Below are 15,956 nucleotides of genomic sequence, written 5' to 3'. Positions count from 1 at the left end.
CTTCTGACAAAGAAATAATCATTCTCCAAACAAGTCGTAAAGCCCAACGACGATTATCCAAACACACAATAAAACGCTCAGCCATACGAAAGAATTATTGCCGACCTTAATTATTGTATATCCTAAAAAAACCGCCCAATAAGATTGAAAAACCTCCAATAATTTTATTTACAACAACAAATTGATGCTTACTATAAGCTTCCTGATACGCTAAAACAATCATTAGGATTATATAAAATAACACTGTTGCATTTACCAGAACCTCAAGGGAATTCAAGCGGAAAGATAAGGCTTGTAGCGTGCCAATCAAAAATATAATTGCCAGAATAGCCCTGGATGTAACTAAAAATTTGCGGGTTTGGGTGAGATGTTCCAAAATGGTATTTAGATTTAAAAATGAGCGTACATTTCATTCGAAAATAATAACAATCTCTTAAAAATAAAATTAAAATATCAAAATGATAACAGCATATTTTAGTAAGTTTAATTACATGCTAATAAATCACTACACACACAATAGATGCCATCATACGTTTTCCATCATCCATCTTACATTTTTCCATCTTACATCATTTCCCCAACCTTTTAATCATCTCCGCACTCAGATCCCTGCCATCGTTCAGCCGGTTGGCAAAAAATGATTTCGCCGCTTCGAAATGTTCCTTATAACCTTTTAAATCACCATAGCCGATAATAGATGCCCATTCGTGTACCGCGGTATGGAATTCCAGGTCATCGCCACGGATGGACTTATCGTACAGTGCTGTTTGGATGGATTCTTCGAGCATTTCCTCGTTTTTAAATAAATATTCTGCAATGCCTAAGCGGAGTTTAAACGGCGGAGTTTGACAGATCAGGTTATCGTAAGGATTTACCCCCATTTTATACCAGGCATACACCATGCTCAGTAAACTTAAATGTGAATTAGGCTTTTGTTTATGGTCTGCATCAGACAAGCTGAATTCTTTCATGATGTTATCATCCAAAAGCAGCAACGAACGGCTTTCATGAAAAACGAAATCGCGGGCGGCATAAATCTTTTCCCTAAACTCAGCTTCATTTTCACAGATCATGAGCTTAAACAGCTCAGATTCTGCCTGGGCATAATATTTTACCTGCTTTTGCGCATAAGGATTTAAAATAGCCAAACCGGCATAAATGTGCGATTTGTAACTAAAAATCCGTAAGGTGGTTAAAATCTTCACGTTATCAATCCCTCCTGCATAAGCCGGGTTATCCCAGGGGAAAAAACCTGCATTTTTCCAGGCCGAGCCCATGCTTTCGAAGCCCATATGCGTTACCGCCTGGGTATCGGCCACAATACGGTCGTGCTCCCTATAGTCGTCCATTTCGATAATGTTCGATTTTAACGCCTTATAAATTTCCAATGCTTTCGCATAAACCTCATCGGTAGCACGGTGACGCACCACCACCAGCGTTTGCCCCTCGGGACTAAAAGCCGGCCCATGCAAAGAATGGCAGGTTACAATCTGGGTATCATTTGGAAGGTGCTTTTCAAAAGCAGCAATTTCGGGGTTTTTAACCGATGTTTGACCTGAAACAATTGCACCATATTTGGTTGAGCGCGCAAAAGTAGCCACTACTTCATCAATTTTTTCGGCTTCTACACAGTAAATGATAAAATCCGATTTACGCGCCACCTCATGGCCATCAATCAAAACTTCTATCCCTTTAGGTTCAAGCTCATTTTTTAAATCCGTAAAACGTAAGGGCATATCTGCCCCACATACTTTATAACCAGCTTTTACAAACGACAAAGCATACAATTTGCCCATGTCGCCTAAACCAATAATTCCTATTTGCATGCAACAAATGTAACCTATCGTAAATTATTTTATAATAAAACTTAGATAAAATTGTTATTTAGAGGTAAAAACGAGAACATTTTTATCTATTTTTCATTCGCCCAAATCAAGAATAGATTCAGGCTAAAGTAGATAAAAATGTGGTTCTACAATCTAACACCTATATTAAACTATGCAAAAAATTAAACACACCCTATTGTTTTTAGTAGCTATCCTGTTTTTTAATATCGCTTTCGGGCAGGTCCAGCAAGACACCTTAAAAAATACCGATCCATCTTTAAACGGTCAGTATGAGTTCATGTTAAGAAAATCTAAGAGCTTATACGGTGCAAGACTGATCAACCCAACCCGGCTATCGGCTTTATGGAAAAGTGTTAACGATACGCTAAAAAAAGAGCGCAAACAACTGCAACAGGCCAGGCAGGAAATTAAAGCACAGGCCGGCAGTATCTCGAGCTTAAAAGGCGAAGTTAGCGGAAAGGAAAGTTCGCTGGCCAATGCCAATGCTGCTGTTAACGAAATTAAATTTCTGGGTATTGCTTTTAACAAGGGAACCTACAACACCATTGTTTGGACCATTATTATTGTATTGGCAATAGGTTTGGCAATTGTTATTTTTCAATCTGGCAAACTAAGACATGAGGCAAAATACCGTACCGAACTTTACCAGGAAGTGGCAAACGAATTTCAGGCACACAAAGTAAAGGCAAAAGATAAAGAAATGAAACTGGCCCGCGAGTTGCAGGATGAGCGCAATAAATGGGACGAAGGGCGCGGCAGATAAGCAAGCCAAACGATTGAATTTTGAATGATTGATTCAGTCACTCAAAATTCAATCATTCAAAACACAGATCTCTCCATTCGCTACGCTCAGTCGAGATGACGATCTTTCTATTAAAAACTGTCACTTTCATATGAAAAGCAGTGCTTGTACCAATCGGTTCCGCCAGCCCCGCCATCCGCTATTTCCGATGAAGGATCGGAACCGCTGCTGCCTGGTTTATTTTACTTCGGACAGTGCCTTGTAGGCAGCTAAACCCCGTTACAAACCTAATGAACGATATCTAATTCTTCAAACTATATTTTAACCCTACCTCAAACTCTCCATTACTGTAATTCTGCATTTTTGAGGTATTGGTGGTGTACTGCAACAAAATAGAAAACTGGTTTTTATAATTGGCGCCAAAACCTCCGGTAAAACTGTTGGTGCTGTGGTATATGCCATTAAGCATTAACTTCTGATCAAAAAACTGAATATTTACGCCCGCATCAAAAATGCCATCATAGTTTTGTACCCCGCGGTAAACCAACTTGGGTTCGATGCTGTTTATCACTTTGTCGGTTGTAAACTGGTAACCAGCGGCCAGAAAATAAACAGACCGGTCTACCACATTTCTGATCTGATCTCTTTTAAAAAACCTTTTCAGATTGGGCAAAGCCCCCTGAATAGTGAGCTTATCGTTACGGTAGGCTATACCAAAATCGCCATCCAAATACAATCTGCGGTCGTTAAAGCTATTCAATACATCATCATCAAGATCGCCTTTTACCTTGCCAAAATCTACCCACTCATTCATAATCCCGGCCGAGAGACCAAAATCGACAAATTCGGCACCACCATTTAAAGGTAAATGGTAAGCATAGGTTACTGTTGCCCTGGTACGGTTAATGGCGCCGGCACCTTCGTTATAAAAAAGTATGCCCAGGCCTACCTTATCGTTTTGCAGGGCGTAATCTCCCGTTAAGTATTGAATCCGGGGACCGCCATCTATGCCTGTCCACTGGGTCTTCAAAGCCGCATTCAGGCTAAACCCTTTCTCTACACCCGCCATAGCCGGATTGGCCAAAAACTGGTTCTGATAATAAATGCTGCCCATGGGGTTAAGCTGGGCTAATGCCGGTATTCCTAATAAAACCAACAGCCCTGTTATTATGCTTTTCCTGCTACTCATGCCGTTACTTTTTATATAAAATAGAAATAAACCCTTTAACGGTACCTTCGCTACCTAAATCGAGCATGTAATAGTAGGTATCTTCGGCAAGTGCCGATCCGTTTACATAGCCATCCCAGTTGTTCTTATAGTTTACGGAAGAGTAAATCATCCGCCCTCCCCTGTCAAAAATGATAAGCTTGTGGTTTGGATATTTTTCCAGTCCTTTAATAACAAAAAAATCGTTTTTGCCATCGCCGTTTGGCGTAAGAATGTTATTTACGATGCTTACATCTGCCTGTGTATCGATAATTAAAAAGGGCTGCAAAAATCCTTGTGTTAGACTGGTATTGCTCACCGGAAAAGTTTGCACAAGTGTCATTTCGCCAATGCTGAAATCGTAGAGCTGGTTATTGATTTTACCTGAGCCACTGGCCGAATTAAATACGTAAGGCAAACTCTGCGCTTTAACCTTTATCCCAAAGCACAGCAACAGCAAAAGAACAAGCAGGGAATAGATCCTTTTCATGGCGCTTAATTTAAAGAGATCCACGATGAGCCATCACTTTGGATGGTTAATATTTTGTTCCCTGTAATCGTAGTAAGCGTTGTATCGTCATCCATCGCAATGGCATTGTTTAAAGTAACATTGCCTGTTGATAGTGCTTTTACAATCACATAAATCCTACCCTTGCAGGTAACGGGTGCAGGCAGATTTAAAGTAACAGCCAAACCTGCATTTTTTAGTCTGATTGTATAATGACTGGCATCCAGTGTTAATGTTCCACCGGCGGTATAAGTTAAGATACTTGCCGAAACCGAACCATTTACATTTAAGGTGCTTGCATTTGCCGGCGCATAAGTTGTTGATGCAGCTGCATTACTGCCATTAAGCGTTAAAGTACCTCCATCAGTAGTCATACTGCCTGCAATTAGCGGATAGGTGGTATTGGTATTGGCCACGACCAGAGTATTGTTTACACTGGTACTCGTACTGCCCGCGTTACTACCAATAAAAATATTACCCGATCCATTGTTTTTTGATCCGGCGGCATAGCCTAAAGCAGTATTGTTATCGCCATTGCTGGCTTCTAATGTTAAACTACCTATTGCTGTATTATTAATTCCGGTACCATTGGCCATTAAGGTATGGGTACCGAAGGCACTGTTGTTGGAGCCTACTGTACTTACGCTTAAAGCCTGCGAACCGAAACCGCTGTTATTAATGCCGCTGAAACTCCTTTGCAGCACCATGTGACCAAAAGCACTGTTTTCGTAACCGGATATGTTTACCGAAAGTGCTTCTTTACCAAATGCACTGTTGTAAAAGCCCGAAACATTGCTGGCGATAGTTTTATAACCATAAGATACATTGGTTTCGCCCGAATTACCTAAACGACCAGATTTTTGCCCGTTTACCAAAAAGTTGATGGCTACATCATCGGTATTGCCTAAAAAATTATTGGTTTGATCTACATTGCCAGTATTACCTTTTAAAGCCCAGGCATTGGCGTTGGCAAATAAAGTTCGGCTAATGAGCTCGGGTTTACCGGTTACGGCATTGGTAATGTATACTTTATTGGCATCGGTTGCACCTGCTGTAGTTAATTTTGCCAGTGTTACCGCGGCATCGGCAAGTTTAGCTGTCGTTACCGAACCATCGGCCAGCTGCAAGGTATTTACGGCGGCATCGTCGATATTGATATTTTTAACTTCTTTATTGCCAATTTTTACCGAGGTAACGGCTGCATCGGCCAGTTTTGGCGTGGTAACCGAGCCATCTGCCAGTTGCAGGGTATTTACCGCTGCATCATCGATATTAACATTTTTAACTTCTTTATTGCCAATTTTTGCCGAGGTAACGGCTGCATCAGCCAATTTAGGGGTGGTAATGGCTCCATCGGCTATTTTTATTGTGGTAACAGCAGCGTCAGCAAGTTTAACAGTTGTTACTGCACCGGCATTGATATCAATAACCACATCTTTAAGCAGCGCTGTGGCGCCATTGGCACTCACAGTTAAATCGGTCGAAGTTAAGGCTTTTGCGCCCGCCAACTGGGCAACATCTAAGGTAACTGGTTTCCAGGCGCTACCATCAAACAACAACACCTGATTATTAACCGGCGCGTTGGCACTTAGGGTTTTACCCTGGATGTTGGCAAAGGTTGGATTTGGATAATTACCGGTTAAATCGCCACCTGCAACCCCGGTTGATGGCCCAACAGGCCCTGTGGCACCTGTATCACCTTTATCGCCTTTTACACCTTGCGGACCCTGAACTCCCGCAGGTCCTGTAGCTCCTGTGTCGCCTTTAACACCTGCCGGCCCCTGCGGTCCTGTAGCACCAGTTAAACCAATTGGCCCCTGGGCGCCTGTTGCCCCGGCAACACCAGCAGGTCCTTGCGGGCCGGCAACCCCGGCTACACCCTGTGCGCCAGCAGGCCCAGTTGATCCCGTATCGCCTTTTGGTCCGGCCGGACCATTAGTTGCATACAGCGCGTAAGGAACGCTCAATAGCTGAGCGGTTCCGGCCAAACTGAAATTGGTTCCATTATCCGGATCGATTTCGACTTTAACAAATTTTAATCCGCTGGCCCAGGTTACACCAGCAATCGTTCCGCTCACTGAAGTTGCACCACTTGAGCCTATGGCGATGGCATAAAGGCCATAAACATTGGTTACTACATTTCTGACCTCGCTATACTGGGCTGTTCCCGTTGATGATCCATCCAAAATACTGATGCGCAAAGAAATGTTCTTATTGGCCATTGGTGTACCGTTGGCATTCCTGGCTGCTCCCTGATAGTTAAATTGTTGTGGTGCCTGTGCCTTTACGGTTAATGCCAGGGCAAAGCCCAGCAGTGTGATGAGTAGAATTTTTTTCATGAACCGGGATGAGATCTAAGTTGACAGGCCTGAAAAATTATGGCCATACGTTCAAATCTACAAATTAGTATATCGGCTTGATGCTACTTTACACAAAAGACCATCTACAAAGACACAATGAACCACAAAATACTGACAACCAATAAAATAAATCATCACCTATTGTGTAATTTTACACCAACACCCTGTTTTGGCGACATTTACTGTATAGAAAACAGCAGAAAAGAACCTCAAATGGAAGTTCTGGCTATAATTATTAAAGATTTTAATTCCACAATTAAGTTTCTGACGGAAAAGATATGCCTTTAATATTGCGGTACAGATCAACCGCGTACAAATCGGTCATTCCCGAAACGAAATCGAGCACACTTTGAATAATGGAATAAATATCAGTTAAATCGGTATGGTATTGTTTAGGAATCAGTTTAACAAGCTTTTTATAATAGTGTGTATTATTATGAATTAAGGCCGGCACAAATTCTTCCAGTAAACCAGCCATGATCTTATAACCGGCAACTTCTTTTTGTATTACCGATGAGAAATTATAGATACGTTCTACCGAAATCTTTTCTACTGCTTTCCAGGCCGAAATATAAGGCTCCGGAAGTAAGTCGGTTAAACTTTGATTAAGCTCTCCTTTTAACAGTTTTTCCTGTTCCCGGAAAAAAATCCCGGCACATTCATTGGTTAAGGTATTGATGGCTTTTGCCCTTAGCAGGCCAATTTTAGCATCATCATCCTCGTAATCGTTTTTTAGACGATCTTCTATGGTACCTGAGTTTGCAAATGGCAATAAATAATTCTTCACCTCTTCATAAGATAGAATTTTTAAACGGTGGGCATCTTCCAGATCAATGATACTGTAACAGATATCATCGGCTGCTTCGACCAGGTATACCAAAGGATGGCGTTTATAAACCAGGTACCTGTTATCTTCCTGCTGCAGATGAAGCTCGGCTGCTATTTTTTTAAATGTTTCTTCTTCTGACTGGAAGAAACCATATTTTTTACGGTGTAAAAGGCCTTTTTGTTTGCCGGCAATAGATGCACACGGATACTTTGCAATCGAGGCCAGGGTAGAGTAAGTTAAGGCATAGGCATCATTGCCTTTTCCCTTAAGCGGATGGGTAAGAATCCTGATGGCATTTGCATTTCCTTCAAAGTTGATCAGGTCGTGCCATTGCGATTCGTTCATGTCTTTTTGATATACACGGCCGTCGCCATCGGTAAAGTACCTCGAAATGGCTGCTTCACCCGAATGACCAAAGGCAGGATTACCCAAATCGTGTGCCAGTGCAGCGGCTGCAACAATATTGCCCACCTCATTGATTAAAGGTACCTCTTTAATCAGTTCAGGATGGTGTGTATTTACACTATTGAGGAAAATATTGGCCATAGAGCGGGCCACGCTGGCCACTTCCAGGCTATGGGTAAGACGATTGTGAACAAAAACACTTCCGGGCAATGGGAAAACCTGGGTTTTGTTCTGCAACCTTCTAAAGGGGGATGAAAAAATCAAACGGTCATAATCGCGCTGAAAATCAGAACGTGCACGATCGGTACTGGCACCGTATTGCTCCTGACCGTACCGTTTATTCGAAAGTAAGTATTTCCACTCCATTTAATACCGTTAAGCCTTTAAAATTTGGCGCAAGTTAAACAAAACAGGAAAATGGTAAAGCATAAAATTCAAGGTAAATTTATATCACATTTATTTGAAGATTATTTATATTAGCCACCAATAACCAAACAAACAAAACAATGAAGAAGATCTTTTTAACGCTCGCTCTCTTGTGCTGCTTTACTATTTTAACAAAAGCACAATTTGAGGGCTCGAAGCAAATTTTTGAAAGTCCGAAACTAAAGGAAGCAATCAAAAACCAAAAAACTGTTGCCATTTTACCGTTCGAAGTAAAAATCTCTTACAGGAAACAACCCAAAAATTTCAGCGCAGAAGCTAACAAAAGTCAGGAAGAATCAATGGCCAGGTCTATTCAGGCGAGCATGTATACCTTTTTGTTAAGGAAAGCCTCTGATTACACAGTAACTTTTCAGGATGTTGATAAAACTAACATCTTATTAAAGAAAGCAGGTGTGTTGGGCAAACTGGATGAAACAACTAAAGATGAATTGGCAAAAATTCTGGGCGTTGATGCCGTAATTGGTGGCCGTTTCGAAACCGAGCAAACCAAATCAGAAGCAGGTGCGATAGCTTCAGCTGTTTTGTTCGGTGGTTTCGGTGGAAAATCAGGAACCGGAACCATGTTTTTAACCATTAACAATGGAGCAGATGGAGAATTACTATGGCGTTTCTTTAAAACGATGGACGACAATATCCTGAGTTCAACCGACGATATGGTTGAGCGGATGATGAGGAAAATATCGCGGAACTTTCCTTACAAAAGTTAAATCAAAGGCAGATAGAAATATCTGCCTTTTTTGTTTCGTATGCATTTGTTATCCTTCAAACTATTTACCGCTCAATCTGTTTAATAATAACAAAAGCAGTCTTATGAAAACGAGCATCTATAACAAAGCAGAGCACACCGAAGGTTATGTTGGACCAGACGATAGAAAAGAAGAAAAATCTGATGTGCAAAAAGCATACGAAGCCGGTAACGATGTAAATGAGGTTACTGCCTATGGTAAGGAGCCAAGTGAAATGATTAAAGGCAATCCTTTAGCAAGGGATGGGTTCGATAATTCGGGTACTCAAGGTAAAGATTCACTCAGCGACGATGCCTATAACAGCCCTGACAAGCACCCGAGCATAAAAAGTGCGGAGAGTCGTACCGGAAGTTCTTCAGAGGATTTTAAAACCAAAACGGGCCTTAACGAAACGGATGAAGACCACGCACTAAATACGGGAATATAATGAGCAGGAGTATGAGAGTATTAAAATATGCGCTTTTAAGTGCTTTAACGGTTTATGGGTTCAGTATATTACGAAAAAGAACCGCTGGTAGAAAATCATTTGCTGTTGATTTAACCAAACAAATACCCGGATATATTGGTGAAGTTAAACAGTATTGGAAAAGAGTTAAACTGGATTATTCACAGACAAGCGATTTATACTGATAATTTGCAACAACCTGAAAGACTTTTTAGATTGACATATATCAATAAATATATCTACGCGACTTTTGAAAAGTATAATAAATGGGTGACATTTGTACCGCTGTAGGATTCGCGACAAAGATTAACTAAAATCAGAGACTAAACGATTTAAGGGCATTGTTCCTGAATTAACGCATTTCAGTTGTGGAATCCTAATTAACTTCCATCTACCGGAAAATGCATTTATTTATTAGGGGATTATTCTATATGGATATTCCCTTCTAAATTAACAAGTTATTGGTCTTTCCCACTAATACCTTTGTCGGCCTCTTTATTCCTATTGGCAATATCTTCATCTTTACTTAAGTTAGTGTTTTTCAGTGTTTTATTCACATCATGCTCCGAATGGCCTTCTGTATTGGCTAAATGTGCTTCATCAGGCTGGTCTTTACGTTTAAACTCAGTACGTTTGTGCCCATAGGTAGCTTCTCCGTTATCCCAATCAATGTCTTCATCACGATCAATATCGAATTGCGGATCTAATTCTTTCTTTTTATTCTCATCTTTTGTTTCCATAACGATATTATTTTTCAGGCGCTTCTACCTTTTAACAACAATTTATAGGATGAAAAGTTTAGCCGTTCAATATTATTTAATACCCTTACTCTGATCGATTCTGATATCGCTGTTTACATCATCCTTGTCTGACCCATTCTCTTCTCTATGACTGGGTGGATTTTGCATCCGGCTTTTTTCCAGTTCAGAAAAATCGCCACCATTTTGGCTGGCTAGTTCGCCGTGCGATGACGGTTTATTCTTCTGATTCTTTTCCTGCCTGGCAAAATCATGCCTTTCTACCGGCAGTTTTTTGTCTTGATTTTCATCTTTGTTCATATGAGTTAAACCGAACTTATCTGCTTTTGTTTGGAAAAGTCAGTGCATAAAAAAAGCCGTAATTTGCATTACGGCTTTTTGTTCTTTTTTAAAATCAATTAAACTTTGATTTCAACTTCAACCCCACTAGGTAATTCAAGTTTCATTAAAGCATCAACTGTTTTAGAGTTAGAGCTATAAATATCTAATAAGCGTTTGTAAGCGCATAATTGGAATTGCTCTCTTGCTTTTTTGTTTACGTGAGGAGAACGTAATACAGTAAAGATTTTTTTCTCTGTAGGAAGTGGAATCGGACCACTTACCACTGCACCCGTAGGTTTAACAGTTTTTACGATTTTCTCAGCAGATTTATCTACTAAGTTGTAATCGTAAGATTTTAATTTAATTCTGATTCTTTGGCTCATCTTATTTTTAATTATGGTTTCCTGTTAGAGCTATTCACAACAGAAACCGGATTTATCTTTTTAGAAGCAAGTATTTTAGTAGCAAGTATCAAGATTGATAGTTCGTCTTGATACTTACTACTTTTATCTTGATACTAATTAGTCTTCAGATTTAATTCTTCCTTTAGACTTGGCAACAACTTCGTCCTGAACGTTTTTAGGCGCTGGCTCGTAGTGGTCGAATTCCATTGTAGAAGTTGCACGGCCTGAAGTGATGGTACGTAACTGCGTTACATAACCGAACATTTCTGAAAGTGGTACCAATGCTTTGATTACCTGTGCACCGTTACGGGTATCCATACCTTGTAACTGACCACGACGACGGTTCATATCACCGATAACATCACCCATGTTTTCTTCAGGGGTTAAGATTTCGATTTTCATGATTGGCTCCATCAAAGCAGGTTTACATTTAGGTAAAGCCTCGCGGTATGCCATACGGGCAGCAAGCTCGAATGATAAAGCATCTGAATCGACTGCGTGGAATGAACCATCAATCAAACGTACTTTCATATCAGGAAGCGGATAACCAGCCAATACACCATTTGCCATTGCAGATGCAAAACCTTTCTCAACTGAAGGGATGAACTCACGAGGAATAGCACCACCCACAATTTCGTTTACGAATTGCAAACCGCCTTTTTCAAAATCAGCATCAATTGGAGAGATTACCACTTTGATATCGGCAAATTTACCACGACCACCTGATTGTTTTTTGTAAACTTCGCGGTGTTCTGCAGTACCGAAGATAGCTTCTTTGTAAGCTACCTGTGGTGCACCCTGGTTAACTTCTACTTTAAATTCGCGTTTTAAACGGTCAATTAAGATATCTAAGTGAAGCTCACCCATACCAGAGATAACCGTTTGACCAGTTTCCTGATCGGTTTCTACTTTAAAAGTAGGATCTTCTTCGGCTAATTTACCTAAAGCCAAACCTAATTTATCAACGTCAGCCTGAGTTTTAGGCTCAATAGCTAAACCGATAACCGGATCAGGGAATACCATCGATTCAAGAACAACAGGGTTTTTCTCTTCACAAAGGGTATCACCGGTTTTAATATCCTTGAAACCTACTACCGCAGCAATATCACCTGCACTTACGTTAGGGATTGGATTTTGCTTGTTAGCGTGCATCTGGAAGATACGTGAAATACGCTCTTTACTTTCAGAACGGGTATTGTATACGTAAGAACCAGCTTCTAAGTTACCTGAATAAACACGGATGAAACATAAACGACCTACGAATGGATCGGTAGCAATTTTGAATGCTAATGCGGCAAACGGTTCTTTTTCAGATGGCTTTAATAAAACTTCTTCGTTAGTATCAGGATTAGTACCTACAACACCTTCTGAATCAAGAGGTGAAGGCAATAATTCCATTACATAATCCAACATGGTTTGAACACCTTTGTTTTTGAAAGATGAACCACAAACCATAGGAACGATTTTAGCATCTAATACCGCTGCACGTAAAGCGTCTAAAATTTCGCGCTCAGTGATTGAGTTTGGATCTTCGAAGAATTTCTCCATCAAAGTCTCATCATAATCAGCAACTGATTCTAATAATTTCTCTCTCCACTCTGCAACCTCATCTAACATATCATCAGGAATCGGCACTTCAGTAAAGGTCATACCTTTATCGTGCTCATTCCAAACGATACCACGGTTGTTGATCAAATCAACCACACCTTTAAAGTTATCTTCAGAACCGATAGGTAACTGCAATGGAACTGCATTGCTACCTAACATATCTTTAACCTGTTTAACAACTTTTAAGAAGTCGGCACCGGAACGGTCCATTTTATTAACGAAACCAATACGGGCAACATTATAGTTGTTGGCTAAACGCCAGTTGGTTTCTGACTGAGGCTCAACACCATCAACTGCAGAAAACAAGAACACTAAACCATCTAATACACGTAATGAACGGTTTACCTCTACGGTAAAATCCACGTGTCCAGGTGTATCGATAATGTTAATGTGGTATTTGCTACCACGGTAGTTCCAGTTTACTGTTGTAGCAGCAGAGGTAATGGTAATACCACGCTCTTGCTCTTGTGCCATCCAGTCCATTGTTGCAGCACCTTCGTGCACCTCGCCAATTTTATGACTTACACCAGCATAATAAAGGATACGCTCAGTAGTGGTAGTTTTACCAGCATCAATGTGAGCTGCAATTCCAATATTTCTTGTAAATTTTAAATCTCTTGCCATGTTATGTTTTTGATTTATCTGATTTTAAATGATTGCACCGATTATGTGAAAACAAATCGGTGCAAATTATCTAATCAGTATAATCTTCTAATTAAATCTGTGTAATCTTACTATTCTGTTAATCCTAAATTAGAATCTGAAGTGAGAGAACGCTTTGTTAGCCTCAGCCATTTTGTGCGTATCTTCTTTCTTCTTAACAGCAGCACCTTCACCTTTAGCTGCAGCTACGATTTCACCAGCTAATTTCTCTTTCATGGTTTTTTCACCACGACGACGGGCATATAAAATTAACCATTTCATACCTAAAGCTGTTTTACGCTCTGGTCTAACCTCAGTTGGAACCTGGAAGTTAGCACCACCAACACGACGAGATTTAACCTCTACAGCCGGCATAATGTTAGTTAATGCACGTTTAAATACCTCTAAACCGTTTTCACCTGCTTTTTTCTCAGCAATTTCAACAGCATCGTAAAAAATAGCGTAAGCGATAGATTTTTTTCCATCGTACATCATGTTGTTTACAAAACGAGTTACCTGAACATCATTGAATTTTGGATCAGGAAGAATAATTCTCTTTTTTGGTTTTGACTTTCTCATTTCTTATTTCCTCCCGATTATTTCTTTTTACCTTTTGTTGGCGCCGCAGCTACTTGCCCTGGTTTAGGACGTTTAGTACCATATTTAGAACGACGTTGGTTACGACCAGCTACACCTGATGTATCTAATGCACCACGGATGATGTGGTAACGTACACCTGGTAAATCTTTAACACGACCACCACGGATCAATACGATGGAGTGCTCCTGTAAGTTGTGACCTTCTCCAGGAATGTAAGCATTCACCTCTTTACCGTTCGTTAAACGAACACGGGCTACTTTACGCATTGCTGAGTTTGGTTTTTTAGGGGTAGTGGTGTACACACGTGTACATACACCTCTTCGCTGTGGACAGCTGTCCAACGCTGGAGACTTACTCTTGAACTCCAGTGCTACTCTACCTTTTCTAACTAATTGTTGAATGGTTGGCATTGTGCTTTTTTATGTTTTTTATTAAAAAATTTACCGCTCCCCCGGCCTCTTCACAGATAGCCCATAAAACGGACTGCAAAAGTAGAACAATTCTTTTTAAAAATCAAGGGGTTAGCACAAAAAGTTTTCAGCTGGCCACTGTCAGTTTTGAGTTGAGGCTTAAGGAGTTATTTACGGCTCCTCACAAAAATCCCATAACGCGCCCATCCTTGCCTAAATGTATGAGCGTAGCTATTTATGCGAAGGCCTCCGTAGATAATACGCACAACCACATCCATAAATAGGTTCTAAAATGTGACAGGGAAAATTATTTTTTAGCTGGTTAAAACAAAAAAGTCTTTCAAATTGAAAGACTTTTTTACTATTAAGCTTTGGTTACTTTGTGTGTGTGTTTTTTATGATGATGTTTTTTATGACTTTTTTGAGTCTGTGATTTTTCTGTAGTAGGTTTTACAGGTACTGCAGTTTGCGCATTAACTGTTGCGAAGGTAAACATGGCTAATAAAGCGATGCTCAAAACTCTAATTGCTTTCATTTTACATTGATTTAATGATGAATAAACCTGGTTATTTTGTTTGATAAATTTCAAAAATCAATATGAAGATTGTATGAACTATGGTGATGGGAATTATGGAATGATTGAATGAAAAATGATTGATTTGACGCTAAAAACATTTCTCCCATTCAAAATCCAATCATTCTATTTCAATTCATTTACTAAACGTATCGATGTATAAATCTTCTACCTTTTTTCTGGCCCAGGGCATTATTCTTAAGAACTTTAAGCTCGATTTGATGGTTGGGTTATTGTTGAAACAATCGATCCTGATCAACGATCCCAGTTTTTCCCAGCCATAATGTGCTTGAAGATCAGTTACAATTTTTTCGAGGGTGATACCATGTAGGGGATTGTTTTTTTGCTGTTCGGCCATGGAACAAAGTTAAGGTAAAATGATCAGGGTTTGTACTGAGCCATCCAAACATTTGCGCCACCACATTCGGGATCGTTTATTTTGTGTCTGAGCACTTCAAACTGGTTGGCCTGAAGCAAAGCCTGATATTCAGCTGTAGCCAGAGAAGCATGGAAAAGGTTTTCGCCCCCATTCATGCCCCATACTTCTCCCCGCTCCGTTCCGGAAGTAAACAACAAAATGCCATTGGGCTTCATGTGACGTTTAAAAACAGCAAACATATCAGGTTGATCATCAGCCGGAAGATGAAAAAAACTATGCCAGGCAATAATTACCTCAAATTTTTCATCCAGTGCCAATTCACGCATATCCTTTAACAGAAACCTGGTAGATGGGAAATTGATTTTTGCCAGCTCGATCATTTGTTCGCTAGCATCAACTCCTAAAACATCTATATTATGGTTAATAAAGTATTCCAATATGGGTTTTCCGTTACCGCAGCCGAGGTCTAAAACCTTTGCATGTGTTGGAAGGTATTGAAGGATATCCTGAAGATAGGCCTGTTCCACTGCATCAGCATAACGGTTTTTGGCAAACCAATGGCCTATCTTATTGTATACCTTGTAAACGTCTTTGCGTTCTCCTTTTTCCATCTCTATGAATTTCGATTACTATTGTTAATGCTAATTTTTAAGTTAAAGATTTAAAAGTATTCGGAACATCACCTATGCTTTAGTAACACCAAATTAATCATATTTGTATTTTT

At 40.1% G+C, this 15,956-nt stretch carries 19 protein-coding genes; 4 read left to right on the top strand and 15 right to left on the bottom strand.

The window, feature by feature from the left end:
• Nucleotides 1-106: 106 nt before the first annotated feature.
• Nucleotides 107-376 carry a hypothetical protein gene (locus GGQ60_RS20780; RefSeq protein ID WP_183768002.1) on the bottom strand — a complete coding sequence of 90 codons (270 nt, stop codon included), beginning with the start codon at nt 374-376 and terminating at the stop codon, nt 107-109.
• A gap of 193 nt (nt 377-569) precedes the next feature.
• The gene (locus GGQ60_RS20775) at nt 570-1,826 is read right to left on the bottom strand and encodes a prephenate dehydrogenase (protein ID WP_183768000.1); all 1,257 of its coding nucleotides are present in this window, start codon (nt 1,824-1,826) and stop codon (nt 570-572) included.
• Nucleotides 1,827-1,998: 172 nt separating this feature from the next.
• Here GGQ60_RS20775 and GGQ60_RS20770 point away from each other — a divergent pair, with 172 nt between their 5' ends.
• A complete protein-coding gene (locus GGQ60_RS20770) occupies nt 1,999-2,610 on the top strand; it encodes a hypothetical protein (RefSeq protein ID WP_183767998.1) in 612 nt (203 codons plus the stop codon).
• Nucleotides 2,611-2,890: 280 nt separating this feature from the next.
• Here GGQ60_RS20770 and GGQ60_RS20765 read toward each other — a convergent pair whose 3' ends face one another.
• The 4 genes from GGQ60_RS20765 to dgt form a co-directional block, all read right to left on the bottom strand.
• On the bottom strand, nt 2,891-3,778 hold the full coding sequence (locus GGQ60_RS20765; RefSeq protein WP_183767996.1) for a PorP/SprF family type IX secretion system membrane protein: 888 nt from the start codon (nt 3,776-3,778) through the stop codon (nt 2,891-2,893).
• A 4-nt stretch (nt 3,779-3,782) separates the two neighbouring features.
• Nucleotides 3,783-4,286 carry a T9SS type B sorting domain-containing protein gene (locus tag GGQ60_RS20760; RefSeq protein WP_183767993.1) on the bottom strand — a complete coding sequence of 168 codons (504 nt, stop codon included), beginning with the start codon at nt 4,284-4,286 and terminating at the stop codon, nt 3,783-3,785.
• A gap of 5 nt (nt 4,287-4,291) precedes the next feature.
• The gene (locus tag GGQ60_RS23130; RefSeq protein ID WP_183767992.1) at nt 4,292-6,643 is read right to left on the bottom strand and encodes a DUF8740 domain-containing protein; all 2,352 of its coding nucleotides are present in this window, start codon (nt 6,641-6,643) and stop codon (nt 4,292-4,294) included.
• A gap of 277 nt (nt 6,644-6,920) precedes the next feature.
• Nucleotides 6,921-8,264 (bottom strand): dGTP triphosphohydrolase, encoded by a 1,344-nt coding sequence (gene dgt / locus GGQ60_RS20750; protein WP_183767990.1) that lies wholly within the window; start codon nt 8,262-8,264, stop codon nt 6,921-6,923.
• A gap of 140 nt (nt 8,265-8,404) precedes the next feature.
• On the opposite strand from dgt, the gene GGQ60_RS20745 reads away from it, so the two are divergent.
• The 3 genes from GGQ60_RS20745 (at nt 8,405) to GGQ60_RS20735 (ending at nt 9,721) form a co-directional block, all read left to right on the top strand.
• Complete coding sequence (locus GGQ60_RS20745) at nt 8,405-9,052, top strand: hypothetical protein (RefSeq protein WP_183767988.1); 648 nt, start codon at nt 8,405-8,407, stop codon at nt 9,050-9,052.
• Nucleotides 9,053-9,155: 103 nt separating this feature from the next.
• On the top strand, nt 9,156-9,518 hold the full coding sequence (locus GGQ60_RS20740; protein ID WP_183767986.1) for a hypothetical protein: 363 nt from the start codon (nt 9,156-9,158) through the stop codon (nt 9,516-9,518).
• An 11-nt stretch (nt 9,519-9,529) separates the two neighbouring features.
• Entirely contained in the window at nt 9,530-9,721 is a 192-nt protein-coding gene (locus GGQ60_RS20735; RefSeq protein WP_183767984.1) for a hypothetical protein, read from the top strand.
• A 273-nt stretch (nt 9,722-9,994) separates the two neighbouring features.
• Here GGQ60_RS20735 and GGQ60_RS20730 read toward each other — a convergent pair whose 3' ends face one another.
• The 9 genes from GGQ60_RS20730 to GGQ60_RS20690 all read right to left on the bottom strand — a co-directional run bounded on the left by GGQ60_RS20730 (nt 9,995) and on the right by GGQ60_RS20690 (nt 15,843).
• Nucleotides 9,995-10,276 (bottom strand): hypothetical protein, encoded by a 282-nt coding sequence (locus GGQ60_RS20730; protein ID WP_183767982.1) that lies wholly within the window; start codon nt 10,274-10,276, stop codon nt 9,995-9,997.
• 72 nt (nt 10,277-10,348) lie between these two features.
• On the bottom strand, nt 10,349-10,594 hold the full coding sequence (locus GGQ60_RS20725; protein WP_183767980.1) for a hypothetical protein: 246 nt from the start codon (nt 10,592-10,594) through the stop codon (nt 10,349-10,351).
• A gap of 98 nt (nt 10,595-10,692) precedes the next feature.
• Complete coding sequence (gene rpsJ, locus GGQ60_RS20720; protein WP_008244591.1) at nt 10,693-10,998, bottom strand: 30S ribosomal protein S10; 306 nt, start codon at nt 10,996-10,998, stop codon at nt 10,693-10,695.
• A gap of 138 nt (nt 10,999-11,136) precedes the next feature.
• Nucleotides 11,137-13,251 carry an elongation factor G gene (gene fusA / locus GGQ60_RS20715; protein WP_183767978.1) on the bottom strand — a complete coding sequence of 705 codons (2,115 nt, stop codon included), beginning with the start codon at nt 13,249-13,251 and terminating at the stop codon, nt 11,137-11,139.
• 129 nt (nt 13,252-13,380) lie between these two features.
• A complete protein-coding gene (rpsG, locus tag GGQ60_RS20710; RefSeq protein WP_183767976.1) occupies nt 13,381-13,848 on the bottom strand; it encodes a 30S ribosomal protein S7 in 468 nt (155 codons plus the stop codon).
• Between the two features lie 17 nt (nt 13,849-13,865).
• Nucleotides 13,866-14,279 (bottom strand): 30S ribosomal protein S12, encoded by a 414-nt coding sequence (gene rpsL, locus GGQ60_RS20705; RefSeq protein ID WP_008244597.1) that lies wholly within the window; start codon nt 14,277-14,279, stop codon nt 13,866-13,868.
• A gap of 364 nt (nt 14,280-14,643) precedes the next feature.
• On the bottom strand, nt 14,644-14,814 hold the full coding sequence (locus GGQ60_RS20700; RefSeq protein WP_183767974.1) for a hypothetical protein: 171 nt from the start codon (nt 14,812-14,814) through the stop codon (nt 14,644-14,646).
• Between the two features lie 175 nt (nt 14,815-14,989).
• Nucleotides 14,990-15,211, bottom strand: a complete 222-nt coding sequence (locus GGQ60_RS20695; protein WP_183767972.1) for a VF530 family protein — start codon at nt 15,209-15,211, stop codon at nt 14,990-14,992.
• 23 nt (nt 15,212-15,234) lie between these two features.
• Nucleotides 15,235-15,843, bottom strand: coding sequence for a class I SAM-dependent methyltransferase (locus GGQ60_RS20690; RefSeq protein WP_183767970.1), 609 nt, complete (start codon nt 15,841-15,843; stop codon nt 15,235-15,237).
• Nucleotides 15,844-15,956: the final 113 nt, after the last annotated feature.

Origin of the sequence: Pedobacter zeae, from assembly GCF_014196715.1 — a bacterium.
Lineage (GTDB): Bacteria > Bacteroidota > Bacteroidia > Sphingobacteriales > Sphingobacteriaceae > Pedobacter > Pedobacter zeae.
The sequence above is the reverse complement of the archived record's forward strand: the minus strand, read 5'-3'. Positions and strand labels throughout refer to the sequence as shown.